Here is a 24,513-nt window from a genome sequence, read left to right as displayed (position 1 = left end):
CGGCGATAAAAGGGTGAATACGAGGGAACGTCTTATGAGACGTTCAGAGCAACACAGCAGAAAGGCGAAAGCCCGGTCGTTACCGGGCTTTGCAGATCCCTCAAGGGGAGATAAAGCTCAAGTGCCTCAAGGGCGACCCGCCAAACTCTACGAGCGGTAGAGGCCCATGTCAACGCTTGGCTTCTGGGATAAAAGTAGACAGGGGATGTGTACCGTAATGTGTAGTCGTTAGAGCTGAAACGGTCCTGTCTAGCACTGTGGGCAGGTCACCATGCCGTAATCTGTAGTCGATACGAAGACTACTGATCTGATCTATTGGGTGTTTCTCAACGGTGCCATAACTGACTCTACGTCCAAACCGTTCATAAGGCAGTTGTGTGCTATCACTGACAGAGCCTCGAAAAGCTTGTCTCGCTGTCTTGCCAACGCAGCGTTCTCCGCTTGAAGACTTGCAATACGCTCTTCGAGACTTCTGCGCCGGCGGGCACCATCCGGATCTCTCCCGCTTTCCCTCATTTGAACAATACGGGCGGCCTCAATTCTGCCTCCACGGTCACCTCCTAGCGTAGCTCGGCTTGTCAGGCCCAGCCGGCGCTGCACCTCCGGTCGGGAAATAGGAGCGAACTCCACTCCTGAGCTAATCATCTGGGCGAGGAGAGCGTCTATTGCTTCGTCAAGAGTGCCGCCCCTCAATGTCTGTCGTCGTGCCATAGTTGCCCCTAGTCATCTGATACCGAACTGTGTCGTTTGTCCGAGTCGACAACCGTGATTGGACGCCCGTTTGGAAACACGCGTTGCACACCTCCATTGGTATCGCGTGCAAGGACAGATTTTAAATTCTTGAGCTTGTTTTCCTGGTCTGCTAGCCATACATCGCTGCCTGCCTCTCCGGTGCCTGCGTCGCGCATGATGGATATTGCCTTCGTCAGATTCTTAGCTTGTTTTTCAAGGTTGAGCCGCTCCGATGAAGTGCCCATCAGATGTAGATGCGAGCAGCCATTCCAGCATTGAAGATGCTTAGGGCAGGGGGCCTGGGAGAAATCGTGGATACAACCTCCGAAAGGGGTCACATGCAGCGCCGTGGCGTGTACCGTGAGGAATGCTTCCGCAGTTGTTGTACCTTTATCTGATAGCAAAGCATGGTAACTATCGGTCAAAGCGCCATGAATGCGCTTATCTCTTATGGCTGTATGTAGAAAGTCGAGGCGCTCGTGATAGCTATTGAACGCCAGAAACTCATGATGGGCAGCGGTGTTTTCTTCAATGCTCGTGTGTTGGTAATAAACATTCTGGTCGAGGCGTTTTCGCCCCAGAGCCAATGCTTGCTGAACATCGCTCATACCGGTCAAGTGGTAAATTGTGTTCCGCCAGTGTCTAGGTTGGTGGCTTGTTAGCCTAATCGGAGTTCCATCGGATTCGGTTAATGAACGACGCGAAAAAATGGACGTATATTTTTCATTGTCACCTAATGCGTGATTGATATCCCCGAGGGTGACCCGACGCGGGACCGCACGAAACACATTCGCCTCACGTCCACCGAAACGAAATTGGCCGTCGAAAGCGATCGCAAGCGTTTCGCTGGTTCTAAGTACGATACGAACTTGTCCACCGACATTTTCTGTCAATGCCGCGTGCCCACGGATTCTCGGGACGATCAGTCGCTCAATCTCCCCGGCGACGTAACGTCGCTTTAACGACCTTCCTTGCTTTTCATCCGGTTCATCGTCAAATGGATGGACACCGTTGCGAGTGAGGAAAAGGTATAGATTTCTGCTTGCGCTTCTTGCTTCGCTAAAACCTAGCCAGTCCAAGACCTTTGCATCGGAGATCACTGACTGAGGGGGGTAGCTCCAAATACGTCCTGGGTGGAGTTCTTGCCAGGCGGCAATTTCTCGTTGTTCATTGGTTAGCGTTTTTAATCGCTCTACTGCGCGCCTGGCTAGAGGAATGTCGCTTTCAGCCAGCCAATGAACACGGGATTGAAATTGCTTTTCCGCGAAGTACCTAATTCCGCATTCGACGAGAGGCTTGTCATGGGCATCGACAACCACTTCTCCTGTCGTCCCTTTGATCGGCCTTTCGACCCAACAATCATAAGGTATTACTGCTATTTCGTTACCTCGTTGCCCAGTCGCTATCAATAAGTCGATCACTCGCAGCAAAATTTCTTCGCCGTCACTGAGTGGGTTGTTCGAACATATGGCATATGCCTCCATCGCCTCACGAGAAGGTAATCTCTCATCAGATTTACGCTGTTTTACCGCACGATCAGGATCGTGCAATGAGATGAACTCGTGGCGGCTTTTCTCTGGTTTTGCATCATGTGTAAAGTGGATGGCGGTGTCGGTTAATTGTAGTTTATCGATCGTATCCGCAATTACCTGAAGATGAGATATCGCGTCGTAAAGGTTCTTGTAGCCACTCCCTCTGAGAAATTCTACGACACGGTCAAAATCGCCCCGCGTCAACTGTGTAGGGTCGGATACACGTCGTTCAAACAACGGATTGTAAAGCCGGCGTACCGCAATATTGTAGGCGGCGACCATCGAAAACTTCAGGCTTCGGGTGCGTTGTAGATATACGATTAATGCCTTGCAAAAATCCTGGAAATCCAAGGGAAGAGCAGCTTTAGGAGGAACAGAATAGCCATTCTTTTCAAGTGATTGTCGTTGAGTTTCAAAGGTTATAGTCTGCTGCTTTAAGCGCTGAGGTAACCAATGCTGGACCGACCATAGCGCTGACTCCCAAGGGGTTGGAATCGATAAAGACTGAAAAATCACTTTTTCCTGTTTAATGAAACCTTCGAGGCTCTGCCTTGCCCTAGACAGCGTCATCTGCGGCACCCTCCGTGTGCTGCCGGCAGCGTTCGATCGTAGTGCTTACTGCCAGGATGGTTATCTGATGCTGGGCGAGGGGCCGATTTTGACTGAGATCACCGGCTTGTTCTGCCATATCAATGAACCGTTGGGCCTCCCGCTGGAGCGCATCCTTTACCTGCTCATGGCGGCCGTCAGCAAAGGGGTGGAACTTCTTGCAGGTGTAGCACGCGTATATAGGGTTGTAGGGGCAGTGGGTATGGACGGGCAGGGCGCAGGCACCAATATCGCCTATGTACTGCGTATCAATGACGCCGCGGACGGCTGCTTCAGGAGCCGTATCGCGGCGTTTGACGATTTTCCCAGTTAATAAGCTGCGCATGATGCGTTGATAGGCCGGGCTCTTACCCAGAGCTTTCTCTTTGATCCGGGCAATGTTTGGGGTGGCAGTTACGTAAGCACGCGCCGCAACCGTGCTGTTGTGTCCGAGCAGTTCGGCAATCATGTCTGCCGGAGTACCCTGATCCGCCAGGCTTTGCCCGAGGTGATGTCGCAACAATATGGATACCTGATTCGGCCTATCTATACCAGCTTCACCCAGCTCGTGTTTGAGACCTGAACCGATTTCGCTAACCGAGAGACGCCTTCCACAAGGGTTGACAAATAATGGTTCACAGCCGCTACCAAAACGGTGTTGAATTTCTAAAATGTGGCGTGAGATTTTCACCCCCAGGCGCGAGGTTATTTTACGAGGGCGCCGCTCAGGTTTGCGTTGGCCAACTTTTTTGGCCATGGGTAGCCATAGGGTGTAGTACTTCTCGTGATCAGCGCTTTCAATAAACTCAAAATCAGCAATGTCTAGCGAATGAAATTGAATCGATCGAGGTGCGAGTTCGAAACCTAAGTGAAGTACGATATTAAACTGGACATCCTCCCAAGAGTCAGTCAAAGATTGTCGTTCAATGCGTTTAAGCAATAGAATTTCCTCGTCGAGCTCCAAGCCTGACTGAGAGAGAAAAATTCGAGAGTAGGGAGATGAGCGTTCGGTTTTGAAGTCCTTGATCTTTAGATAAATATCGTTACTAAATCCGGCAATTCCTCTATCCATTACCCAGCGATAAAGCGTGCGAAAGACGACTACGTACTCTCTTGAGCTGTTCCAACTATTGAATGCACTAATAATTTCCTCGGCTGCCCAAGGGAATTTCAAGGAAATATCACTTTCCGAAACCCGATGGAGCATTCTGGCGGCCCTATATGCAGTTGAAGGGGAGTATTTCTCTAACATATGGGCCATAAATGCCTTTGCTATTTCGACAAACTCCGAGCTCAACTTTAGACCAGACCAATCAATATTCATTGCCGTTCCGCCGTCGTACCACGTCCAGACGTTCAATCGAGTATCGACATACTTTGGTTGGTCATTAGTGCGAGTCCGAATCGTAACGTAAGCGGGCCCCCTGAACACGTAAGCTGGCAAAGAGGAGGGCGGTGACGCGTGTTCTTGAGCGGCTGATTTGGTCACGGCGAATCTCCTTAACTGTCAAGTCGGCTCCAGGCTGCCGAGGTGCGCTGGGCATTGTGGAGGTTGGCCGACTCGGCTAGATAACGACCTGCGTAACGACGTGGCATAGTCGAGGTCTCAGACCAACCGCAGACTCGCCGTAGTTCGTCCGTGGCCCGCTCGAGGTCATGCCCACGCTTTTCGACCAGGTAAGCCAAAAAGTGGTCTGCAAAGGTGTGGCGAAAGTCATGCGCAGAAAGTGTAGGCAACAATCCTGGATGAGCCAGCTCAATGGTCAGAAACAGCCGGTCAAGAACGTTAGACAACGCGCGGATCGACAGCGGGCGGCCCCGATCCGAGATGAACAAATAGCGATACAGCAATTTCATCGGTTTGCCGTCACGCAAAGGGCGCCGATCGCTCTGGATATAGCGTTCGTAGACCTCATACAACTGTGCGGAGATACCTACGGTTCGCCCATGTGTTTTGAGCGCAGGCTCTTCAACGCGCGGATCGCGGGAATCATGTTCTCGATCATTGATGCTGACATAGGCATGCTGAGACCCTTTATTGATATCCGTGGAGTAGAGCTTCAGAAGCTCTCCGCGACGGATGCCGGTCTCCAAGAGCAATTCGATCATTAGCCAATTACGCAGTTGCAAACGTTCCGGGAACGGATTCTCCACAGCGCCAGGGCGAATCAGTGTGCGAACGATCTGTAGTTGCGTATCTGTCAGACTGCGGTAACGAGTGCGATCGGGACGAGCATTGATGATATGGCTCTCAAAGCGCCGCTCAATGACGTCGGCAACATCGGCAAATACCACGTTGATGTCAGCCTGTGTGGCTGAACTCTGACGGGCGCGCGGGATGTAACGGGTGACGCACCAAGACAGGTATTTCTTCAGCAGGCGCAGGTACTGGTCACGTGTTCGTGAACTGATCTGCTGAAAAAGTACAGTGCCAGCTTTGCCGATTCGGGCGATCAGATTATCGGCATGACGGCCACTTTGGAGCCAAATAGCGTAACCGTCCAGCAAAGCCAGAATCGCCTCAAAGTGGCAGGCCAAGATGGCCTCATCGATATCCAGATCTCGGCTTTTGGCATAGGCGTAGAAAGCCTGGATCGCGCGCAGGTGCGCCGCAGCCGTGTTGTAAGCCCGGTGCCTGAGTTTGAGTTGGACGTAGATGAACGGAATGAGTATGGGCAACGGCGTCGCATCACCAGTTTGTACAAGCAGCGGTAGTCGTTGACCTGAAGAGAACCTGCACTGGATCAGTTTCATCGACAGCCACCTCATTCAAGGAATCGTCATGAACACTATGGACATGGCCCGTTGAGAGAGTAGACGTCAAATACGAATTCGTCGAATCAATGACTTACGTGTCTTATGAACATATCTGACATAGCACCTGATTTAACATAATATACATTATGCGAACAATCCTATACGGAGCTGGAGGGCTCTGCGGACAGATTTGAAGCCAGGTCTTTGCTTCAATCGCTGTGCTGCAGATCGCGGACATCGCTTGGCGATGCTTTCCGCGCATGCTTGAATGCCGGCATTAGCAACGCTGTTGCTTTCACTCTGCGCCGGAGAAACGGAATGTGGCTTTGTACAGACTGGAAAATTGACTGGAATGCGGTCAGCGCCGTAGCGACTGCAGCAGCCGCAATGATCGCACTGTGCGTATGGCTCATCGACAAGCATCAACGGAAGCTTGAACGCACAGCCTTTGCTGCAGGACAAAAATGCGCGTAGGCAGCTGGTCGAAAAGGCATCAGCAATTACGATTGAGCTACCATCCCAGTTTTTGGACAAAGCTCATTTCTTCAGTGAGGCTGTCAGCAGCAGCCTGGCAAACGTATTTTCTGAAGTAAATCGCTTAAAGCAGTTGGTGGGATTATTCGGTGACTTGGCAGATAAAGAGCGGCAAGACGTGATTGACCTTCACTTAATGACGGTTCTCAACCAGATCAAAACGGCTGAGGCAGCTGCTGAATCTGCCTTTCAGGCTCTTTTAGTGGTTGGACGAACCAGCCGATAATCTTGACTCCCCTCCCCCATGAAATGCATTTCAATTATAACTAAACTAAATGACTATTTAGTTTAGTTATAATATGACAACTGTCCTTCCCCCCACAAAACGCGTCAATAACCACTCGCCGCCGTCATCGCCCCACCCACAATCGCAATCCCTGAGCTGCTGCCCAAGCGTGTGGCCCCGGCTTCAATCATCTTCAACGCCGTCGGATAATCGCGTACGCCACCGGACGCCTTCACCCCAACGCCGGTCCCTACGGTTCTACGCATCAGTGCCACGTCGTCGACTGTAGCGCCGCTTCGACTGAACCCGGTGGACGTCTTGACGAAGGCCACCCCCAGGTCACGGCAAATCTCGCAGGCTTGAATCTTCTGCTGGTCGTCAAGCAAGCAGGTTTCCAGGATGACCTTCAACGGCACGGCACTGCAAGCCTGGTGGACCAGGGCGATGTCTTCGCGCACCGCGTCCAGCAGCCCTTCCTTCAACCAGCCGATATTGAGCACCATGTCGATCTCCCCTGCCCCGGCGGCAATCGCCCGTTGCGCTTCGAAAGCCTTGGTATCACTCAGGCCGGCGCCCAATGGAAAGCCGACCACGGCGCATATAACTACACTGTCATCGGTCAGGCACGAAGCCGCGTAAGGCACCTGACCGGAATTGACGCACACCGAATAAAAACCATGCTCGCGGGCTTCTTCGCACAAGGTGCGGATCTGTGCACGGGAGGCGTCGGGCGCCAGCAAGGTGTGATCGATGTACTTGGCCAATGCGGCGGGTTGCAGACTGTTCATTTAATGGGCCCTTGCCTGTATGTTGCCAATGATTGTGAGGCGCTGGTCCGAGCGCTTACATAATTTCGTTACAATACTAACAATTAATGTTACTTATTTAACACCAACAATCAAGCCCTGGAAGATTCGTGGACAGTAGAAAAGCCGAGCGATTGAAGCTTATCCAGCAAGCCCTGCAGGACCAGAACGCCATTCACCTGAAGGAAATGGCCGCACTGCTGGACGTTTCCGAGATGACCCTGCGCCGCGATCTCGGCCACTTCAGCGAGCACCTGCGGCTGCTGGGTGGCTATATCACCCGGGTCGGCAATGACAGCGGCGATTACCGGGTAGCCGAGCAGGACACGCGCCACGTCGAGGAAAAACGCCGCATCGGCAAACTCGCCGCTTCGTTGATCCAGGCCGGAGATACGATATTTTTCGACTGTGGTACCACCTCGCCTTTTGTCGTTGATTTCATCCCCGATGCCCTGGAGTTCACGGCGGTGTGCAGCTCATTGAATGTGCTGCTCAAGCTGCAGAACAAACCCAATTGCCACATCGTGTTGTGCGGCGGCACCTTTCACCGCAAGAACCAGGTCTTTGAAAGCAGCGCCGAAAGCAGCATCCTCGACAACGTGCGCCTGACGTGGGCCTTTGTGACCGCCGCCGGCGTCAGCCAGGCGTTTGGCGTAACGTGCTTCAACTTCAATGAAGTCGAGGTCAAGCAAAAGGTCATGCGCCAGGCTCAGCAACGCGTGTTGCTCGCCGATTTCAGTAAGTTCGACACGGTGCGCACGGCACATTTCGCTGCGCTTGAGGACTTTCAGTACGTGGTCAGCGACAAGAAAATCCCCCGCAGCTACAAGGACGTCATTCAGGCCAATGGCGCGCAATTGCTGGTTTAGTCCAACAACCGTTGCCGTTCCTGCGCATTCAAATACCCGGTACTGACACTGAATGAAGCGCTGGCTCCGGCCGCCAGCGAACGCACATGGCCTTTCGCCCTCTCTGCGTTATAGCCCTCGGGCTCGCAGGTGGACGGCAACACGAACGCCGCCACTTGCTGATCCGGCGTGTGCAGGATCCAGCGTGCGGCGTGGGCAAATTGCTCGGGACGGTAGCGGGTGTAGAACGCCGCACCGCTGGGATGATCCAGCAGAAAATGCGCCTGGCCCGTGGCGTCTGTGCCAACTCCGTCGAAGAAAAACACGATTTCGGGGTCGTACAATGCCGGCTGCTCCAGGCAGGCCAATTGCGCAGGCTGCTCGGCCAGCTGCGCCATGTAGGCACTCCATGCCGGCGTCGGCTTGACATGATCCGGCACGCTGGTGCGCAGACGCTGGCGCTGCGTGCCCAATGGCTCGACAAAGCGGGCGCCGTCCACGTACGCGTAGTTCATGTGGGCCATGTACATCAGGTCCATGGGCTTGCCGGCCAGGTTCGTCACCTGCATGTCGATATCGAACACGGCCGAATCGGCGCGCAGTGTCACGCTGGGGCTTGCTCGGTAGCGATCGCCGAATCCCTTGGCATATTCATACGAGCCTCCCAGGCGAACAACACCCTCGTCCACCTCCAACCAGGCCGTATCCATGGGCGCGCAGGGCATTTCGCCGTGCAAGGCGTGCGTGTCATCCGGCGCCGGGCAGCCGTTGCGTAGCAGGCCACTGTGAAACATGAAGCAGCCGTAAGTATCGATTATCGTCGGACTGGGTCGGGGTTGCTCGAACAGATTGCTCATGGTCAAGTCGCAACCGTCGAACACGGCTGACCAGATCATCTGCCCTTGAAAAGGCAGGATCACCAGTCGTCCACGGCTATTCTCCAGGCTCACGGCCCGCACGCCGGACGGATAGGCCCAGGCACTGACCTTGAAGGCCGACGATTGCAGGAGGATCCTCTCCTGCTCGGCAAACACCGCAGGGTACAGCGCAATACGTGTATTCATGAGGCCACCGCCCTGGTCGCGCCCACCGGTAAGGTGCCGGGTTGGCGCATGCATTTGAGGGCGTACATCACGATCACAATGAAACACAGCAACGGCACGCTGTAAGCCAGTTGCATGTTGCCGCCGCTGGCGTCGGACAACAGGCCCTGGAAGATCGGGATCACCCCGCCGCCGACAATGCTCATCACCAGCAATGAACCGCCGACGCCGGTGTCTTCACCCAGGCCATCGATGGTCAGGCCGTAGATGGTCGGCCAGCACGGGCCGAGGAAGATACTCACGCCAACCGCGGCATACACCGCCGAAATGTTCGGCACCAGAATGGTGTAGGCCAGCAGCACGATGCACAGCACCCCGTAGATCGCGAGTACCTTGGCGGGGTGCAGGCGCCGCATCAACAGGTTGGCGATCAACTTGCCGACAAAGTAGGCGGCAAAAGTGGTCAGCAGAAACCATGAGGCGCTGCGTTCATTCATACCGCCCATTTGCATGGCCAGGCGAATGGTGAAGCTCCACACGCCAACCTGTGCGCCCACATAAAGAAACTGTGCCAATACGCCAAAGGTAAAGCGCGGGTTACGCCACAGCCGCCCCAGGCTTTGACCCAGACTGCCGGGCTTGCTGCCGGCGGGTTTGTTGCCCTTGCACGCTGGGAAACGCGTAATGGCGATCAGGATAAATATCAGCACCAGCACCGCAATCATCCACTTGTAGGGCAACAGCGTGGACTGGATCATTTGCAACTGCTGCACCGCTGCCTCGGAGGCGCTCATTCGAGCCAGCTGTTCAGTGGTGGCGTCGGTGTCCTTGAACATCACGAAACTGCCCACATACACCCCCGCCATGGCGCCGAACGGGTGAAAGGTCTGCGAAATATTCAAGCGCCGGGTCCCGGTTTCCCGGGGACCCATCAGTGTCGAGTAGGTGTTGCAGGCGGTTTCCAGAAACGACAGGCCGGCGGCTATCACAAACAGCGCCAGTAGGAACATGCCGTACTTGGCCGTGGACGCCGCCGGGAAAAACAACAGGCAACCCAACATGTACAGCAGCAGCCCGATCAGAATCGTGCTCTTGTAGCTGAAACGACGAACCACCATCGCGGCCGGAATCGCTACAAAAAAGTAGCCCAGGTAAAACGCCGACTGCACAAAGGCGGTCTGGAAATCACTCAGCAAAAACGCTTTCTTGAAGTGGGCGATCAGCACGTCGTTCATGCTCGCCGCCGCAGCCCATAGGGCGAAGATGCTGCACAGCAGGATAAAGGCGAACCAGGGCGTGCGGTTCAGGTAGAAACCATCGGGTGTCTGTTGCAGCGCAGGTTTGTTCATTATTGTTCTCCGGGCTGGGGTGAGGGTGTCAGCGCTGTTGCTCAAAGCGATTGAACGTTTCACTGTCGGGATAGGAACTCTGCGTACCCAGCCCCATGACCGAGCAGGCGGAATACGCCACCGCCCGCTCCATGGCCTGACGAATATGGCGATCGCGGTTCCAGTGGTGAATGAAACAACCGATGAAGGCATCCCCGGCACCGGTGGTGTCGCGGGCTTCAACCCGCACCCCCGGCACCTGGAACTCGCCCTCCTCCCCCACGTACAGCGCGCCGTGCTCGCCGAGGGTCACGATCACGTGCCGGATGCCGCTGTTTACCAGGCTGCGGGCGGCGGTCTGGGCCGATTGCGGTGAGTCCACAACGTGGCCGCTGATCAACGCCAGTTCCGATTCGTTGGGGATCAGGAAGTCAAGGTGCGCCAGGTGCTCACGACTCAAACCGGCCAGGGCCGGTGCAGGGTTGAGGAGCACCGCGATACCGTGCCGGTGAGCGAATTCGATGGCGTGGTAGACCGTCTCAAGATTGATCTCCAGCTGCAGCACGATCAGCGTGCATTCGCGCAGGTCGGCGGCGGCCGCCTCGATATCCGCCGGCAGCAAATGCGCATTGGCGCCCTTGACGATCAAAATGCTGTTGTGGGAATCGGCCCGGACAAAAATCGGCGCGACGCCGCTGGAGACGCCAGGCACACGCCGCACATAACGGGTGTCGATACCAAAGCGCTGGAAGTTGGCCACTGTGTTATCGGCAAACATATCGTCGCCGACCTTGCTCATCATCAGGACATCAGCCCCAAGCTTGGCGGCCGCCACCGCCTGGTTGGCCCCTTTGCCGCCGCACCCCATGGCGAAGCCAGGCGCTTCCAGGGTTTCGCCCTGGACCGGCATGCGGTCGATATAGGTAATCAAATCCACCATGTTGCTGCCGATGACTGCGATCTTGCTCATTGCTATTCCACCTTGTTGCGGCACGACCAGGCAGGTCATGCCGCTCTTGTTTTGTTATTTAAATAACATTAGGTGTGAATATTCAATCTTTTTTTGCGGGAACGATTCAAAGCATCGTACGAATAGGTACGCGCATGGGGCGGCGCATAAAGCGCCGGGACGCGACCTTGAGCGGTTGCTGAATGAAAATTTTCCGCAAAAAAAACCGGCCCACAAGGAGCCGGCCGAAAATATGCCTGCGTTACAGTCTGAATCGATCCACGGACTGCGACAATTTGCCGGCCAAGCCGGCCAACTCATCGGTGGTCGAGGCCGTTGCACCAATAACGCGGCTGTTGTTTTCCGACATGCCGGCGATCATCTCTACCTGGTGGGCAATCTCGTTGCTGGCCAGGCTCTGCTCGCTGATGGTGCGGGAAATGTCGTTGACCAACTCGGTGGTATTGAGCGTGGCCTGGAGGATCTCGCGGATCGCGCGTTCCACCTCGGCGGTGACGGCCATGCCCTTGTCCACCTGTGCAACGCCCTCCTCCATGCTGGTCACCGCTTCGCGGGTATTCTGCTGGATACGCCCGACCATGCTGGCGATTTCCTGGGTCGATGCGCTGGTGCGTCCCGCCAGGCTGCGCACTTCATCGGCCACCACAGCAAAGCCGCGGCCCTGCTCGCCGGCGCGGGCGGCTTCGATGGCGGCGTTGAGGGCCAGCAAGTTGGTCTGGTCGGCGATGCCCTTGATCACCTGGATTATGCTGAAGATCGCTTCGGACTCTTTGTCCAGGGTGCGGATCACCTGGGCCGATTGCTGGGCCGAGCGTGCGATGCCGTCCATATCGCTGACCACCTGATGAATGATCCGGCCGCCGTCCTTGGCCAGGGTTTCGGCCTGGTTGGCCATGTCCAGTGCGTGTCCGGCATGGCGGGTGATTTCTTCGATGCTGGCGGTCATTTCGCTCGCGGCGGCGGCCATGGTGCTGGCGGCTTCGCTTTGCTGCTGGCTGCTGCCCGCTACTTCATGGCAGCCCTGGCTCAGGCGTTCGCTGACGCCATTGACGTCATGGGCATTGCTGCGTACCACGTCGATCATGCCGCGCAAATCGCGTTGCATGGTGGCGAGGCTGCGAATCAGCGTACTGGCTTCGTCCTGGTTGCGCGGCTCGACAATCGGTTCGCTCAAGTTGCCATGGGCGATGCTGTCGGCAATGCGGCTGGCGGTGCGCAGCGGTCCCATGATGCTCAGGATCACCCAACGCCCTTGTGCCAACAGCAGCAAGAGGCTGGCGCCCAGCACCACGCCAAGAATCCAGTTGGCGTTGCTGATGGCCTGCCGGGTGCCGGTACTGGTGTGCAGGGTATGGCTTTCGATCAGTTCACTCAGCGCGGCCATTTGCTCCTCCAACTGGCTGAACGCCGCATTGAAGGTCCCAAGCTCCCCGCGCGCCGCCTCGGGATTGGCCAGGGCCAACGCGACGATACGCTCGCCGGCGCTTACGTAGGTTTCCAGGCTGGGTTTGATTTTTTCCAGACTGGCCTTGATTGAATCTTCCACTGGCAGCTTGAAGTTATCGGCCAATACCTGACGAAAATGTTCGGCATGTTCTTTGAGTGACGTGGTGACCTCGGCTTGGGTACTCGTGCCTTTACCCAACCCCACCAGCATGGCGGACAACACATCAGCACGCAGGGCGTCGTGCATCATGTCGGCTTCCATATGGTTGCGCAGCACCGTCATGCTGACTTCATTGTCCTGCACGGCAGTGCCCATTCGGGAGTTTCCCAGGTAGCCGGCCAGGCTCATGATCAAGGCTGTCAGCAGACCGGTCGCAATCAACAGCATCAAGCGTAGTTTGATCGTCATCTGGTATCCCCGTACCTGGAGCGCCGGTTGGGACACCAACCGTTCGAGCTTCATTAGTACCGTTATCGGCACCGGTATCCGTTAGTGAAGCCCAAGTTTGCGGATCTGCACGAATCCCTTAAGCTTGGCGTCTTTTTGCTCTGCCCGGACTCGCCCATGCCTCGAAGTATCGCCCACCTCGCCCTGCTGCTGGGCTTGATCACCGCCGTCGGCCCGTTTGCCATCGACAGCTATCTGCCGGCGTTGCCAACTCTCGGCGCCAGTCTCCACGCTTCGCCGGCCGCCGTGCAGATGAGCCTGACGGTGTTCTTCATGATCATTGGCGTATGCCAACTGTTCTACGGCCCGATCAGCGATGTCTTCGGGCGTAAATTGCCGATCTATGTGGGGTTGCTGATCTTTATCGTCGGCAGCATCGGCTGCGCATTGGCGCCGACCATCGAAGTGCTGATCGGCTTTCGCGCGGTGCAGGCCTTTGGGGCATGCGCCGGCATGGTGATTCCACGGGCGATTGTCCGCGACTTGTACACCGGCCATGAAGCGGCGCGCTTGATGGCCTTGTTGATGCTGGTGATGAGCGTCTCGCCGATCCTTGCGCCATTGGCCGGCAGCCTGGTGATTTCGCTCTGGAGCTGGCGCGAGGTGTTTGCCGCGCTGGCGGTGGTGGCGCTGCTGTGCCTGGTGATGACCATTGTGCAGTTGCCGGAAACCCATCCGGCGGAGCGTCGTTTGGGCAAGACCCTGGGCAGCGCATTCGGCAGCTACGGCGCCCTCCTGCGCGATCCAGTGTTCACCGGCTTGTCGGTGGTGTGCGGCTTCGGCATCGCCACGTTCTTTGTGTTTATCGGCAGCGCACCCTTCGTGTACATCGAATACTTCGGCCTGACACCGACGCAATTCAGCCTGTGCTTTGCAGTGAATGCGGCGTCATTCTTCGCCATGAGCCAGATGACGGCACGCCTGAGCGCCCGCTTTGGTCTGCCACCGCTGATTCGCTGGTCGGTGATTGCCGTGGCCGCCGTGATGGCGCTGCTGGCGGCCACTACCCTGTGGGGCAATAATCTGGCCTTGATGATGACTCTGCTGTTTATCGGCTTCGGTTTTCTCGGCCTGTTATTACCGGCGGCCGGGGTGTTGTCGCTGGAAGACCATGGCGCGGTGGCAGGTTCGGCGTCGGCCCTGCTGGGCGCGATTCAGATGGTCACCGCCGCGGTGGCCATGACGCTGGTGGGGCTGTTCGCTGACCATACGCCCGCGCCGATGCTGGTGGGCATTGCGCTGTGCGCGGCCGCCGCCATGCTTACCGTGCTGTGGACGCTGCGCCGCCTGCCGCCGCACCTGGCGAGCGCCTGATCACCGCGTAACGCCTACAAATCAAACCGATCCACCGCCCGCCGCCGCTCATTGTCGTCACGCACGTCATAGCTGGCGGTGGTCTGGATGTTGGTGTGGTGGGCCAGCTTTTGCGCAATTGACAGGTCATGCTCCTCGATCACCCGGGTGATGAACGAGCGGCGGAAGTCATGGGGCATGATCTTCACCCCCACTTGGTCCCCGCGCTGGCGTGCGATGTAGTAAATCGCGTGCTTGGTGATGCGTTCCCGGGTGATATGACTGCCGCGGCGAATGCGGTTGAACAGGAATGCATCGTCCTCTTCGCCTTCCTTGAGTTGTCCGCGACGAAACTCCAGCCAGGCCTGCAGCTTGGCGAAGGCCCAGTCCGGCGCATACTTGACCAGTTCCTTATTGCCCTTGCCGATCACGCGCAAGCTGCGCTGCTCAAAGTCGATCTGGGCCAGGTCAAGGTTGACCGACTCCGACTTGCGCATGCCCGAGCCGTACAGGATGCCGATGACGGCGGCGTCGCGCAGGCCCTGGGGACGAGGGTCGGCGGCGCAGACTTCCATCATTTCGCGGATCAACGTGCGGCGCAGGTTACGTCCCTGCCCCAGGCGTGTGCCGGACGCGGCCTTGACCGAACGCATCTTCAACAGATGGTCCTGGCTGATCAGGCTCATCCGCCACGCTTCATTCATCACCCCGCGCACGGCATTCACATACAGTGACGAAGTGTTCGGCGCATAGCCGTCTTCGCGCAACGCGGCGACCAGGGCGATCACCTGTTCGGGCTGCAGCAGGTGCCAGTCGATGTCTTCCAGATTGACGTCTTCGAAGCCCAGACGATCTGCGGCATCCTGCAGCACGTAACGCATGGTCAGTTGGCTGGAGGACGCAAGGCGGGTGAGGTAGAGGGTCAGCGGGTTGCGGATGGACTCAGTCAAGGTAGATCAGCCTTTGGATTAAATATCACGATCAATCTATTGATTCGTCTTGATATTTATTGAATTGGCGAGGGCCGAGTCTAGCGCAGTCCCGGCCCTGCCATCAAATCAGGGCGCCACATCCTCTGCTTCGGCGGAAGGCTGAGGTTGAGCCTGGGACTGGCTCCAATCGGCGTCCTGTTTGCGCATCAACGCAAACCAGTGCCGGCGCATGAAGCTCAGGTAGCTGTCCGGTGCCTTGGCGAAATCCTTCTCGTCGCCGTAGCAGCCTGGCAGCGGCAACTCCGTGCCCTGCTCCTTGTACTGGCTGACCAACGCCTGCTGCGCGGCCACGCTGCAATCGGTCGGCAACGGCATACCGCGCAGGGCACCGGCATCCTCGTCCCACCAGGCTGCGCCGTAGCGGTCAACACCGCGCAGGCGATACTTCTGTGACTTGCCGACGTGCATGATCAGCTTGAATTCATTGGGGCTGACATCGCTGGTACAGGTGCGCGAGTAGCCGACAGTCGTCTGGGTATTGCCGTCACCCAGCAGGTCGGTGACCTGGGTGGCCGCCGTGTCAAAATGCAAACCGGCGTCGAATTGGCACTGGCGCACGTCGTCGTAGAGCATCCACACGCGTTTGGGGTGCTCGCCGGCCAGCAGGTACTGGGCCGCGTAGACAAAGGCCGACTGGGTGCCATCGTCGTCCCGCTCGCCGACCTGTTCGGCCAGCACCAGCAGGTTCTTGCCTTGATGGTCGTCCCAGGTATAGGCAGCGACTTGCTTACCGCGCACTTCGACACCCTCGGGTACCTGATCGATGCTCGCCAGGGCAACGGCCTCATCGGCGCGCACCGTGGTGACACAGGCGAGGCACACCCACAATCCCATCAACAAAGGCCGCAACTGGCCGCTTAAAAGCTGCACGCTATTCATCCGAGTACCCTGGCAAGAGATGGCTTACTTTACCGGCACTTGAAGGGCAATGCAGAGAAGTTTGTTGAATGGATGCACGGGAGCCATCGATGTGAACCAAATATCCCGCGGCCCGCTCCTATCCACCTGAAAATTACAGTGTTTAACACCTTGGCGACATAGCTGAACCCTGGCTGTCTACCTGTCAAATAAACGAGTTTTTCATCCGCCTTTCATATTCGTTGAACATTTTTGCGCTTAACCTTGTAGGCAATACTTCAGAGCAATCCGGGGTTAACCGACTAAGCTGTTGATTCCGCTTTATCTTTAGCGCCGTTTTGTACTCTGCGGGCTGTAATTTTGCCCAATAATCGCTGCTGTTTTCGCGCTCCAAGTTGCTCCAGCCGAGGTCATGAATCTTTGAAACCCTACCCTATTCATTGCGTATCGATCGTTATCCCGGTCTATAACGAACAAGAGAGCCTGCCCGAATTGCTGCGGCGTACCACGGCAGCCTGCAGACAGCTGGCCTACGAATACGAAATCATCCTGGTGGATGACGGTAGCCGCGACGATTCGGCGCAGTTGCTCGAAGACGCCGCCGCTGAAGACGGCAGCAACGTGGTGGCGGTGATCCTCAACCGCAACTATGGCCAGCACGCCGCAATCATGGCCGGTTTCGAACAATGCTGCGGCGAAGTGGTGATTACCCTCGATGCCGACCTGCAAAACCCGCCGGAAGAAATCCCGCGCCTGGTGGAACAGGCCGCGCTGGGCTACGACGTGGTCGCCACGGTGCGCAACAATCGCCAGGATTCCGCGTTCCGCCGCTGGCCTTCGCGCCTGATCAACCTGGCCGTGCAGCGCTCCACCGGCGTGGCCATGACTGACTACGGCTGCATGCTGCGCGCCTACCGCCGCACCATCGTCGACGCGATGCTGGCCTGCCGCGAGCGCAGCACCTTCATCCCGATCCTGGCCAATGGCTTTGCCCGTCACACCACAGAAATCCTGGTGCACCACGCCGAGCGCGAACACGGCGAATCCAAATACAGCGCCATGCGCCTGATCAGCCTGATGTTCGACCTCCTCACCTGCATGACCACCACGCCGTTGCGCCTGCTGTCCATCGTCGGCTTCAGTCTGGCGGCGCTGGGCGTGCTGTTTGCCTTTGCACTGATCGTCATGCGCCTGGCCTTCGGGGCCGATTGGGCGGGCGACGGTCTGTTCGTACTGTTTGCCGTGCTGTTCGTGTTCACCGGTGGTCAGTTCATCGGCATGGGCCTGCTGGGCGAATACCTGGGCCGCATGTACAGCGATGTGCGCGCCCGCCCGCGTTTCTTCATTGAAAAAGTGCTGCGCAACCAACCGGCGGCACCGGCTCCCGTGGTCGTCGTTGATGGCCTGGTGTCTTCCCATACTTCTACTTCTTCTTCCGATCAGGTCCAGTCATGAGTTCAAAAGCCGTTGTCTTCGCCTACCACGATATTGGCTGTGCCGGTATTGAAGCCTTGCTCGATGCGGGCTACGACATCGCTGCGGTGTTTACCCATGCCGACGATCCCAAGGAAAACAACTTCTACGGCTCGGTCGCCCAGCTGTGCGCCCGCAACGGTATCCCGGTGCACGCACCGGAAGACGCCAACCACCCGCTGTGGGTCGAACGCATCGCCAAGCTGAACCCGGATTTCATCTTCTCCTTCTATTACCGCAACCTGTTGAGCGAGCCGCTGCTGGCCACCGCCCGCCACGGCGCGTTCAATCTGCATGGTTCGCTGCTGCCCAAATACCGTGGCCGCGCACCGGCCAACTGGGTGCTGGTCAATGGCGAAAGCGAAACCGGCGTGACCCTGCACCGCATGGTCAAGCGTGCCGATGCCGGTGCGATCCTCGCCCAGCAGAAAGTCAGCATCGAGCGCAGCGATACCGGCCTGAGCCTGCACGCCAAACTGCGTGATGCCGCCGGCAACCTGCTGCGTGACGCCCTGCCGCAACTGGCCCAGGGCAAACTGAGCGAAACCGCCCAGGACGAAAGCCAGGCCACCTACTTCGGCCGCCGTACCGCCGCCGATGGCAAGATCGACTGGAAAAAGCCCGCCGAGGAGCTGTTCAACCTGGTCCGCGCCGTGACTCAGCCTTACCCTGGCGCCTTTTGCGCCGTCGGCGAGCACAAGCTCATCGTGTGGCAGGCCGAAGTGATCAAGGGTAACGAAGGTATGGCGCCAGGCCGCGTAATCAGCGTCAACCCGCTGCGCATCGCCTGTGGTGAAGACTCCCTGGTGGTGAAGTTCGGCCAGCGCAATGACAACGGCCTGTACCTGGCCGGCCCTTCCCTTGCCGATGAACTGGGCCTGGTGGACGGTTCCGTGCTGCGCGGTGCCGAGTCGGGCCGCAAGCCTCGCCGTACCCGCGTGCTGATCCTGGGGGTGAACGGCTTTATCGGTAATCATCTGTCCGAGCGCCTGCTGCGCGACGACCGTTACGAAGTCTACGGCCTGGACATCGGCTCCGACGCCATCGAGCGCCTGCGCAGCCACCCCAACTTCCATTACGTGGAAGGCGATATCAGCATCCACACCGAGTGGATCGAGTACCACATCAAGAAATGCGACGTGGTGCTGCCGCTGGTAGCCATCGCTACGCCGATCGAATACACCCGCAACCCGCTGCGCGTGTTCGAGCTGGACTTCGAAGAAAACCTCAAGCTGGTGCGTTACTGCGTCAAGTACAACAAGCGCGTGATCTTCCCGTCGACCTCCGAAGTCTATGGCATGTGCCAGGACCAGTACTTCGACGAAGACACCTCCAACCTGGTAGTCGGGCCGGTCAACAAGCAACGCTGGATCTACTCGGTCTCCAAGCAACTGCTCGACCGTGTGATCTGGGCCTATGGCGACAAGGGCCTGAAATTCACGCTGTTCCGTCCGTTCAACTGGATGGGCCCGCGCCTGGATCGCCTGGAATCCGCGCGTATCGGCAGTTCCCGTGCCATTACCCAGTTGATCCTCAATCTGGTGGAAGGCACGCCGATCCGCCTGTTCGACGGTGGCGAGCAGAAGCGTTGCTTCACCGACATCGCCGACGGCATCGAAGCCTTGGCGCGCATCATCGATAATGAAAACGGTGTTTGCGACGGCCAGATCATCAACATCGGCAACCCGGAAAACGAAGCCAGCATCCGCCAGTTGGGCGAAGAGCTGCTGCGTCAGTTCGAAGCGCACCCGCTGCGCCACAACTTCCCACCGTTCGCCGGTTTCCGCGATGTGGAGAGCAAGGCCTTCTACGGCACCGGTTACCAGGACGTGGCCCACCGCAAGCCAAGCATCGAAAACGCCAAGCGCCTGCTGAACTGGGAGCCGACCGTGGAGATGAGCGAGACCATCGGCAACACGCTCGATTTCTTCCTGCGTGAAGCCATGCTTGAAATAGCGGACAAAAAGTAATGGATGCAGGTCTTCGCATCGACGTCGACACCTACCGTGGCACCCGTGAAGGTGTGCCGCGGCTGCTCGATTCCCTAGACGAAGCCGGGATCAAGGCGACGTTTTTCTTCAGCGTCGGGCCGGACAACATGGGGCGCCATTTGTGGCGCCTGATCCGCCCGCAGTTCCTGTGGAAAATGCTGCGTTCCAATGCCGCCGGCCTGTATGGCTGGGACATTTTGCTGGCCGGCACCGCCTGGCCGGGCAAACCGATTGGCCGCGACCTGGGGCATCTGATGCGCCAGGCCAAGGCCGCCGGGCATGAAGTCGGCCTGCACGCCTGGGATCACCATGGCTGGCAGGCCAATGCCGGGCGCTGGAGCGACGTGCAACTGGTGGAGCAGATCCGACGCGGCGTCGACACCTTGAGCGACATCCTCGGTGAACGTATCGACTGTTCGGCGGCCGCCGGTTGGCGCGCCGATGAACGCGTGGTGCAAGCCAAGCAAGCCTTCAATTTTCGCTACAACAGCGATTGCCGGGGCACCAGCCTGTTTCGACCGACCCTGGCCGATGGCAGCGCGGGTACCCCACAAATTCCGGTAGACCTGCCGACCTTCGACGAAGTCGTCGGGCCGGTGGTGGCTGCCAAGGACTTCAACCGTTTTATCCTGGACCGGTTCGGCGCATCGACGCTGAACGTCTACACGATCCACGCGGAAGTAGAAGGGATTCTGATGGCCAATGATTTTCGCCTGTTGCTTGCCCAGGCAGCGCAGCGCGGCATCGATTTCAAGCCTCTGGGCGACTTGTTGCCTGCGGATGTGACCACCCTGCCCCAGCAACAGCTGGTGCGCGGCACATTAAGCGGTCGTGAAGGTTGGCTCGGAGTGCAGCAGGCATGATCCGCCGCTGGGCACTGCCCCTGCTCCTGTTGGCGTTTGGCATGTTTTACCTGCTACCGCTGGCAACCCACGGCCTGTGGATTCCCGATGAAACCCGCTACGCACAGATCAGCCAGGAAATGCTGCTGACCGGCAAGTGGGCCGCGCCGCACTTCATGGGCATTCGCTATTTCGAAAAACCAGCAGCGGGCTACTGGATGATCGCGCTGGGCCAGGCGATCTTCGGCCAGAACCTGTTCGGCGTGCGTTTCGCTTCGGCCCTGAGCACCGGCCTGAGCATTCTGCTGGTTTACCTGATGTCCCGCCGGTTGTGGAACGACCCGCAGAAAAGCCTGGTCAGCTGCGTGCTCTATATGAGTTTCGTCAGCGTGGCGATGCTCGGCGGCTACGCCAATCTGGACCCGCAGTTCACCTTTTGGGTCAACCTGACCGGTGTGGCCTTGTGGTTCTGTTTCGACAGCACGACCCGCCGTGCTCGACTGGGGTCCTGGGCCTTGCTAGGCCTGGCCTGCGGCATGGGCTTCATGACCAAAGGCTTCCTGGCGTGGTTGCTGCCGGTGCTGATCGCCCTGCCCTACGCCCTCTGGCAGAAACGCTCGATTGAGTTGTTCAAGTTCGGGCCGGTGGCGGTGGCGGCGGCGATCCTGGTCAGCTTGCCCTGGGCGCTGGCCGTGCACCTGCAAGAGCCGGACTACTGGCACTTCTTCTTCTGGCACGAGCATATCCAGCGCTTCGCCGGTGAGGATGCCCAGCATGCCGAACCGTTCTGGTACTACCTGCCCTTGCTGGTCGCCTTCACGTTGCCGTGGGTCGCCCTGTTGCCGTCGACGCTCAAGCAGGCGTGGTCGGACAAGCACCTGCCGAACACCGCGTTCCTGCTGCTGTGGCTGCTGATGCCCCTGGCTTTCTTCAGCCTGGCAAAAGGCAAGCTGCCCTCCTACATAATGCCGTGCCTGTTGCCCCTGGCATTGCTGATGGGTTCGACCCTGAGTGACAGGCTCGCTCAAGGCCGTGGCCGCGTATTGCGCATCAACGGCTGGCTGAACCTGGTGATCGGTGTGCTCGTCCTGCTGACGCTCACCTGGTTCCAATTCAAGAAGCCGCTGTACGAGCACGGTGAGGAAACCCTCAGCCTGGTACTGGTATTGACCTGTTTGTCCGGCTGGATCCTGGCCAATCTGCTGCACGCGGCACGCCCGTTGAAACTGTGGGCCGCCCCGCTGATCGGCAGTGGCTTGCTGGTTGCCTTGTTGCCCGCCGCCCTGCCCCATTCGGTGGTTTATAACAAAACGCCGGACCAGTTCATCATCGATCACGCCGAAGAACTCAAACCCTCCGTTGCGCTGTTGAGCAATGATCTGGGCGCGTCCGCAGCGCTGGCATGGCGACTGAAACGGCCCGATATCACGCTGTACAACACCTCTGGCGAAGTGAAATACGGGCTGGCATACGCCGATACCGCCCACCGTCTGGTCGATCGCAATCAAATCCAGGCCTGGATGGCGCAAACCCGCCGCAGTGGCGCGGTAGGCGTGGTGATGCGCGTCAACAGCCAGGGCGAAAAGGAAGAACTCGCCCTGCTGCCCCCGGACGGCCAGCGGTATGCCCAAGGCAACATCGTGATCCTGATTTTCCCGCAGGTCGCGCCATGATCACCTTGCTGCTATTGCTCACGGCCTGCCTGCTCACGTGCATGGGCCAGGTCTCGCAGAAGTTTGCCGTAGAGAGCTGGCGTGACCTGCCCGACGCTTGGGCGCTGAAGCTGCGCTCACCCTGGTTGTGGTCGGCGCTTATGTGCCTGGGCCTCGGCCTGCTGGTGTGGTTGCTGGTGCTGCAGCGCCTGGAAGTCGGCATTGCCTACCCGATGCTCAGCCTGAATTTTGTGCTGGTCACGCTGATGGCACGCTTTGTCTTTGCCGAGCCCATCGATGGCCGCCACTGGCTGGGCGTGGTGCTGGTCATTGCCGGTGTGGTGCTGTTGGGGCGCCAGGTATGAGCCGGACACGCGGTTTCGCCCTGGCCCTGGGCAGCGTCGGCCTGGTCAGTGCCGCTCAGTTGGGCATGCGCTGGAGCATGACGCGGCTGCCGCTGCCGGATCAGTGGCCGGATGCCTTGAGCAGCGCCGGCATCGACCTGAACGCCCTGGGCGTGGTGATCCTGGCGATCATTGCCTACGCGCTGTCGATGCTCTGCTGGCTCGGCGCGCTGAAGCATTTGCCCCTCGGGCGCGCCTATTCGCTGCTCAGCATCAGCTATGCGCTGGTGTACCTGCTGGCGGCCAGCCTGCCGGTCTTCAACGAACACTTTTCGCTTTCGAAAACCCTGGGGGTGGCGTTGGTCATCCTCGGCGTACTGGTTATCAACTCTCGTCGTGCTAGCACCTCAAGTCCCAGGAATACCCCATGAAAATCAGTGTATTTGGTAGTGGTTACGTCGGTCTGGTACAGGCCACGGTATTAGCCGAAGTCGGTCACGATGTCATTTGCATGGACGTTGACCAGCGCAAAGTCGAGTCGCTGCAGAAGGGTCACGTGACCATCTTCGAGCCGGGTCTGGCGGCGATGGTCAAGGAAAACCTGGAAAGCGGACGCCTGCGTTTCACCTACGACGAAAAACTCGCCGTCGAGCATGGTGAAGTGCTGTTCATTGCGGTGGGAACACCGTCGGATGAAGACGGTTCGGCCGATCTCAAATACGTGCTGTCGGTGGGTGATGCGGTCGCCCGCCATCGCGTGGCGCCGGTGATCCTGGTGGAGAAGTCTACCGTGCCGGTGGGCACCGGCGACACCCTGCGCGATCACATGCGCAAGAACCTGCGCGCCGCCGGCCGTGAGCTGCAATTCGATATCGTCTCCAACCCGGAATTTCTGAAGGAAGGCTCGGCCGTGGCAGACTGCCGCCGCCCGGACCGCATCATCATCGGCTGCGAGCGCGAAGAGGTGCGCGAGGTGATGCGCGACCTGTACGCGCCGTTCAACCGCAACCATGACCGCATCATTTTCATGGACCTGCGCAGCGCCGAGCTGACCAAGTACGCCGCCAACTGCATGCTCGCCACCAAGATCAGCTTCATCAACCAGATCGCCGAGCTGGCCGAACACCTGGGCGCGGACATCGAAGCCGTGCGCCTGGGGATCGGTGCCGACTCGCGCATCGGCTACCACTTCATTTACCCAGGTTGCGGCTATGGCGGCTCCTGCTTTCCCAAAGACATGCGCGCTCTGATCCACAGCGCCAAGCAGGCCAACTGCTCCAGCGACCTGCTCGAAGCCGTGGAAGCGATCAACCAGCGCCAGAAAGGCAAGCTGTTCGAGCGCATCAACGCGTTCTTCAAGGGTGACCTGCGCGGCAAGACCTTCGCCTTGTGGGGCCTGGCCTTCAAGCCCAATACCGACGACATGCGCGACGCGCCGAGCCGCGTGCTGATGGAAGCGCTCTGGGAGGCCGGCGCCAATGTACGTGCATTCGACCCTGAAGCCATGCAGGAAACCCAGCGCATCTACGGCGACGACCCCAGGTTGATGCTGATGGGCACGCCGGAGTCCACCCTGGGCGGCGCCGATGCGCTGATTGTCTGCACCGAGTGGCAGCAATTCAAGGCGCCGGACTTCGACCTGATCCACCAGCGTCTCAAAACCCCGGTGATCTTTGACGGGCGCAACCTGTACGACGGCGAGCGCCTGACGCGCAAAGGCTTCAAGTACTTCCCGATCGGCCGTGGCGACTCGTGCGACTTGCCGATCCCCCAGCAGAACTGGGTACAACAGGCCAAGGCAGGCTGATAC

20 protein-coding genes and 1 pseudogene are annotated in these 24,513 nt (G+C 58.3%); 10 read left to right on the top strand and 11 right to left on the bottom strand.

Going from position 1 to position 24,513, the window contains the following annotated elements; translation table 11 throughout:
* Positions 1-719: 719 nt before the first annotated feature.
* From MRY17_RS12430 to MRY17_RS12420, 3 genes are read right to left on the bottom strand one after another with little or no spacing between them, the layout of a single operon-like run.
* The gene (locus tag MRY17_RS12430; protein WP_015372090.1) at positions 720-2,834 is read right to left on the bottom strand and encodes a hypothetical protein; all 2,115 of its coding nucleotides are present in this window, start codon (positions 2,832-2,834) and stop codon (positions 720-722) included.
* Positions 2,821-4,341: a tyrosine-type recombinase/integrase gene (locus tag MRY17_RS12425; RefSeq protein WP_016980312.1), complete on the bottom strand. Its 1,521-nt coding sequence runs from the start codon at positions 4,339-4,341 to the stop codon at positions 2,821-2,823. Before MRY17_RS12425 ends, MRY17_RS12430 begins: the two co-directional genes overlap by 14 nt.
* Positions 4,342-4,352: 11 nt before the next feature.
* Positions 4,353-5,606 carry a tyrosine-type recombinase/integrase gene (locus tag MRY17_RS12420; RefSeq protein ID WP_243353866.1) on the bottom strand — a complete coding sequence of 418 codons (1,254 nt, stop codon included), beginning with the start codon at positions 5,604-5,606 and terminating at the stop codon, positions 4,353-4,355.
* 436 nt (positions 5,607-6,042) lie between these two features.
* Here MRY17_RS12420 and MRY17_RS12415 point away from each other — a divergent pair, with 436 nt between their 5' ends.
* Positions 6,043-6,369, top strand: a complete 327-nt coding sequence (locus tag MRY17_RS12415) for a hypothetical protein (RefSeq protein ID WP_243353865.1) — start codon at positions 6,043-6,045, stop codon at positions 6,367-6,369.
* 104 nt (positions 6,370-6,473) lie between these two features.
* On the opposite strand, the gene deoC is transcribed toward MRY17_RS12415, so the two are convergent.
* A complete protein-coding gene (gene deoC / locus MRY17_RS12410) occupies positions 6,474-7,157 on the bottom strand; it encodes a deoxyribose-phosphate aldolase (protein WP_243353864.1) in 684 nt (227 codons plus the stop codon).
* Between the two features lie 128 nt (positions 7,158-7,285).
* On the opposite strand from deoC, the gene deoR reads away from it, so the two are divergent.
* Positions 7,286-8,044 (top strand): DNA-binding transcriptional repressor DeoR, encoded by a 759-nt coding sequence (gene deoR / locus MRY17_RS12405; RefSeq protein ID WP_243353863.1) that lies wholly within the window; start codon positions 7,286-7,288, stop codon positions 8,042-8,044.
* Here deoR and MRY17_RS12400 read toward each other — a convergent pair.
* The 5 genes and pseudogenes from MRY17_RS12400 to MRY17_RS26620 all read right to left on the bottom strand — a co-directional run.
* Positions 8,041-9,087, bottom strand: a complete 1,047-nt coding sequence (locus tag MRY17_RS12400) for an aldose 1-epimerase family protein (RefSeq protein WP_243353862.1) — start codon at positions 9,085-9,087, stop codon at positions 8,041-8,043. The genes deoR and MRY17_RS12400 overlap by 4 nt on opposite strands.
* On the bottom strand, positions 9,084-10,415 hold the full coding sequence (fucP, locus tag MRY17_RS12395) for an L-fucose:H+ symporter permease (RefSeq protein ID WP_057722396.1): 1,332 nt from the start codon (positions 10,413-10,415) through the stop codon (positions 9,084-9,086). The genes MRY17_RS12400 and fucP overlap by 4 nt, the downstream gene beginning before the upstream one ends.
* A 28-nt stretch (positions 10,416-10,443) precedes the next feature.
* Positions 10,444-11,364 (bottom strand): ribokinase, encoded by a 921-nt coding sequence (gene rbsK, locus MRY17_RS12390; protein WP_191952795.1) that lies wholly within the window; start codon positions 11,362-11,364, stop codon positions 10,444-10,446.
* 241 nt (positions 11,365-11,605) lie between these two features.
* Complete coding sequence (locus MRY17_RS26625) at positions 11,606-12,331, bottom strand: methyl-accepting chemotaxis protein (protein WP_375154666.1); 726 nt, start codon at positions 12,329-12,331, stop codon at positions 11,606-11,608.
* 132 nt (positions 12,332-12,463) lie between these two features.
* Positions 12,464-13,219, bottom strand: a pseudogene (locus MRY17_RS26620) (MCP four helix bundle domain-containing protein); the annotation flags it as partial.
* Between the two features lie 156 nt (positions 13,220-13,375).
* Here MRY17_RS26620 and MRY17_RS12380 point away from each other — a divergent pair.
* Positions 13,376-14,572: a multidrug effflux MFS transporter gene (locus MRY17_RS12380; protein WP_191955426.1), complete on the top strand. Its 1,197-nt coding sequence runs from the start codon at positions 13,376-13,378 to the stop codon at positions 14,570-14,572.
* Positions 14,573-14,586: 14 nt separating this feature from the next.
* Here the strand turns inward: MRY17_RS12380 and MRY17_RS12375 are convergent, their stop codons facing one another.
* Both MRY17_RS12375 and MRY17_RS12370 read right to left on the bottom strand, forming a co-directional pair.
* Positions 14,587-15,501 carry a site-specific integrase gene (locus MRY17_RS12375; protein WP_243353860.1) on the bottom strand — a complete coding sequence of 305 codons (915 nt, stop codon included), beginning with the start codon at positions 15,499-15,501 and terminating at the stop codon, positions 14,587-14,589.
* A gap of 108 nt (positions 15,502-15,609) precedes the next feature.
* The gene (locus tag MRY17_RS12370) at positions 15,610-16,422 is read right to left on the bottom strand and encodes a M949_RS01915 family surface polysaccharide biosynthesis protein (RefSeq protein WP_191952792.1); all 813 of its coding nucleotides are present in this window, start codon (positions 16,420-16,422) and stop codon (positions 15,610-15,612) included.
* 399 nt (positions 16,423-16,821) lie between these two features.
* On the opposite strand from MRY17_RS12370, the gene arnC reads away from it, so the two are divergent.
* From arnC to MRY17_RS12335, 7 genes are read left to right on the top strand one after another with little or no spacing between them, the layout of a single operon-like run.
* On the top strand, positions 16,822-17,856 hold the full coding sequence (gene arnC / locus MRY17_RS12365) for an undecaprenyl-phosphate 4-deoxy-4-formamido-L-arabinose transferase (protein ID WP_243353859.1): 1,035 nt from the start codon (positions 16,822-16,824) through the stop codon (positions 17,854-17,856).
* Positions 17,853-19,844, top strand: coding sequence for a bifunctional UDP-4-amino-4-deoxy-L-arabinose formyltransferase/UDP-glucuronic acid oxidase ArnA (gene arnA, locus MRY17_RS12360; RefSeq protein WP_243353858.1), 1,992 nt, complete (start codon positions 17,853-17,855; stop codon positions 19,842-19,844). Before arnC ends, arnA begins: the two co-directional genes overlap by 4 nt.
* Positions 19,844-20,728: a 4-deoxy-4-formamido-L-arabinose-phosphoundecaprenol deformylase gene (gene arnD / locus MRY17_RS12355; RefSeq protein WP_243353857.1), complete on the top strand. Its 885-nt coding sequence runs from the start codon at positions 19,844-19,846 to the stop codon at positions 20,726-20,728. Before arnA ends, arnD begins: the two co-directional genes overlap by 1 nt.
* Complete coding sequence (arnT, locus tag MRY17_RS12350; protein WP_243353856.1) at positions 20,725-22,380, top strand: lipid IV(A) 4-amino-4-deoxy-L-arabinosyltransferase; 1,656 nt, start codon at positions 20,725-20,727, stop codon at positions 22,378-22,380. Before arnD ends, arnT begins: the two co-directional genes overlap by 4 nt.
* Positions 22,377-22,724, top strand: coding sequence for a 4-amino-4-deoxy-L-arabinose-phosphoundecaprenol flippase subunit ArnE (arnE, locus tag MRY17_RS12345; RefSeq protein WP_243353855.1), 348 nt, complete (start codon positions 22,377-22,379; stop codon positions 22,722-22,724). The genes arnT and arnE overlap by 4 nt, the downstream gene beginning before the upstream one ends.
* Entirely contained in the window at positions 22,721-23,134 is a 414-nt protein-coding gene (gene arnF, locus MRY17_RS12340) for a 4-amino-4-deoxy-L-arabinose-phosphoundecaprenol flippase subunit ArnF (protein ID WP_124423681.1), read from the top strand. The genes arnE and arnF overlap by 4 nt, the downstream gene beginning before the upstream one ends.
* A complete protein-coding gene (locus MRY17_RS12335; RefSeq protein ID WP_181284283.1) occupies positions 23,131-24,510 on the top strand; it encodes a UDP-glucose dehydrogenase family protein in 1,380 nt (459 codons plus the stop codon). The genes arnF and MRY17_RS12335 overlap by 4 nt, the downstream gene beginning before the upstream one ends.
* The last annotated feature ends 3 nt before the right edge of the window (positions 24,511-24,513 follow it).

Origin of the sequence: Pseudomonas orientalis, from assembly GCF_022807995.1 — a bacterium.
In the GTDB taxonomy this organism is placed as follows: Bacteria; Pseudomonadota; Gammaproteobacteria; order Pseudomonadales; family Pseudomonadaceae; genus Aquipseudomonas; species Aquipseudomonas orientalis_B.
The sequence above is the reverse complement of the archived record's forward strand: the minus strand, read 5'-3'. Positions and strand labels throughout refer to the sequence as shown.